The following is a 2,705-nucleotide window of genomic DNA, read 5'->3' on the forward strand; positions in this document are numbered from 1 at the left end:
GCACCTTTTGCTCAGAGCCGACGGGAGTGAGCGCAATGGCCGCGCCACCAAATCCGCCGCCGGTCATCCGGGCACCAATAGCTCCGTTGGCCCGGGAAGCCTCCACGGCCAGGTCCAGCTCCGGGCAGGAGATTTCGAAGTCGTCGCGCATGGAGGCGTGGCTCGCGTCCATGAGGGGACCGATTGCTGCCGGCCCCTTGTCCGCGAGGAGGTCCACGGTCTGAAGTACGCGGTCATTCTCGGTGACCACGTGGCGCACCCGGCGGAACGTCACTTCATCAAGGAGCCCTGCCGCTTCCTCGAGGTCGCCCACCTGCACATCGCGCAGTGCCTTCACTCCCAAAACCTCGGCCCCCAGTTCACAGGCTGCCCGGCGTGAGGCGTAACCGCCGTCGGCATGCGAATGCGACACCTTGGTGTCGATAACCAGCATCACCAGGCCCGCCGGTTCCGTTTCAAACGGAACCAGGCTCACATGCTGGTCCCTGCAGTCCAGGAAGACGGCCTGGCCCTTCGATCCCCGCAGCGAGGCAGACTGGTCCATGATTCCCGTGGGCGCACCCACAAAATCGTTTTCGGCCTGCTGTGTGGCGAGGACCATCTCCTCCGCCTGCAGCCCTGCACCGGTCAGTTCGTTCAACGCGCTGATGACGGCGCACTCGATGGCATGGGAGGAGGAAAGCCCCGCCCCGAGCGGGACGTTCGAGTCCAGCAGCAGGTCAACGCCCGGAACTTCGATGCCCCGTTCGCGCAGGGTCCACATGACACCCAGCGGATACTTGGTCCAGCCCTTGGCCGAACCGGGCCTCAGGGAGTCCAGCGAAGTGGTCACCATGCCCTGGTCGCCGTAGGTGGACAAGAGGCGCACGGTGGCATCCGGGCGAACGGCTACCGCCACGCGCGCGGTCCGGTCGATGGCGAAGGGCAGGACAAATCCCTCGTTGTAGTCCGTGTGCTCGCCGATCAGGTTCACCCGCCCGGGTGCCTGCCACACTCCAGCCGGAACTCCGCCGAACTGCCGGGTAAAGCGGGCGGCCAAGTTTTCGGTGGCGGTGCTCTCCGATGTTGTCAGCGGGTCAGATGGGGCATTCAAGCGGGGGCTCCTTCGGGCAGGGCTGCCGGAAAGGCAGCCGGGGACGTTGTTGAAGCTGGAACGGTGACGTTGCGCAGGCGCTCTGCCACGCGTTCCGGGGTGGTGTCATTGATGAACGCTCCCATGGCTGCCTCCGACCCCGCGAGGAACTTCAGCTTGTCCGCGGCGCGCCGCGGCGAGGTGAGCTGGAGGTGCAGGTAGCTTGCGGGACGCAGCAGTGCGTCCAGCGGGGCCTGGTGCCATGCGGAGATGTACGGCGTCGGCGTGGGGTAAAAGGCATCAAGCCGCTTGAGCAGGTCAAGGTAGACGTGCGCCAGTTCGTCCTTTTCCTCCCCGTTCAGCGCCGCCAGGTCCGGAACCTGGCGGTGGGGAACCAGATGGATCTCGAGTGGCCAGCGGGCTGCAAACGGGACGTAGGCGCTGAAGTTTTGGCCTTCCATGACCATCCGGCTGCCGTCCTCGCGTTCTGAGCGCAGCAGCGAGCCGGTGAGAGTCCCGCGGCCGCCTGCCGCGTCGTAGAACTTCCGGGCAGCAGCGCCGAGGACACCAGCACGAGGGGTCACATAGGGGTAGGCATAGATCTGGCCGTGCGGGTGGTGGAGGGTGACGCCGATATCCGCCCCACGGTTTTCGAAGGGAAAGACCTGCTTGATTCCCGGAAGGGCGCTCAGGGCCGCGGTGCGCTGCGCCCATGCCTCGATCACCGTGCGGGAGCGGGCTGCACTCAGGCCGCTGAAGGACCCGGTATGGGCCGGCGTGAACGCCACCACTTCGCAGCGGCCATAAGCCGGCCCCGTTGTCCCCCAGGCCGCTTCCGCCGGGACGGCGCCCAGTACCGGGCCCAGTGACGGGAAGCGGTTCTCGAACACCACAACGTCGTAGTCGTCAGCCGGTATTTCTGAAGGATTGCTGGCGGTGGTGGGGCAAATGGGGCACTGGTCGGCCGGTGGCAGGTGGGTGCGGCTTTGGCGGTGGGCTGCTACCGCCACCCATTCATCGGTGAGGGCATCGAAACGGACTTCGCCCGGCTCGCCCCTGGGAGGCAGGGCCCGGTGGTCTGCGGTGGTGTCTGCAGTCCGCGCTTTGGGGGCGTGGGCATCGTCAAAATAGATCAGCTCCCTGCCGTCGGAGAGCCTGGTGTTGGTGATTCCCGTCATGTAGCCCGTCCTGTTGGTGTTGCTGCAAGATATTTAAATTGTGCCACGGTTCGCGCAAAAAGGAATAGAAACTAACAAAATGCAACAAGCGGCGCCATGCAAGGAGCTGGGGCAGCGCTGTACGGTATTGCTCATGACTTCCGATTCATCCCTCGAAACCAGCGTCGACTCAGGCTACCGGGCGTACGCTACCGGCCGGCAGTATGAACTCCGGCGTGGAGACGCCTTGGCAGTAGTCACCGAACTGGCCGCCGGACTCCGCTTGTTCAGCAGAGGAGGTGTCCAGCTCACAGAAACTTACGGGGATGACGTGATCCCGCCCGGCGGGTCGGGGATCACGCTTGCGCCATGGGCCAACCGCGTCGAAGACGGCCAGTGGTTTCTGGATGGCAAGAAGCAGCAGCTTGCCATCACCGAGGTGGCACGCAACAACGCAAGCCACGGGCTCCTGCGCA

2 protein-coding genes and 1 pseudogene are annotated in these 2,705 nt (G+C 65.1%); 1 reads left to right on the forward strand and 2 read right to left on the reverse strand.

Annotated elements, in window-relative coordinates; genetic code table 11:
• Both galK and galT read right to left on the reverse strand, forming a co-directional pair.
• Positions 1 to 1,093: galactokinase (galK, locus tag AC5RWX_RS32125; RefSeq protein ID WP_494100229.1), on the reverse strand; the 1,093-nt coding region annotated here is incomplete at its 3' end.
• On the reverse strand, positions 1,090 to 2,250 hold the full coding sequence (gene galT / locus AC5RWX_RS32130; RefSeq protein WP_494100230.1) for a galactose-1-phosphate uridylyltransferase: 1,161 nt from the start codon (positions 2,248 to 2,250) through the stop codon (positions 1,090 to 1,092). The genes galK and galT, both read right to left, overlap by 4 nt.
• A gap of 133 nt (positions 2,251 to 2,383) precedes the next feature.
• Between galT and AC5RWX_RS32135 the strand changes: the two are divergent.
• Positions 2,384 to 2,705 (forward strand): annotated as a pseudogene (locus AC5RWX_RS32135) (aldose epimerase); the annotation flags it as partial.

It is taken from the genome of Arthrobacter sp. SPT-J7 (genome assembly GCF_059089965.1).

What these genes read in the sequence shown, in the direction of transcription:
- galT (WP_494100230.1), bottom strand. Translation starts at nt 2,250, where the DNA reads ATGACGGGAATCACCAACACCAGGCTCTCCGACGGCAGGGAGCTGATC.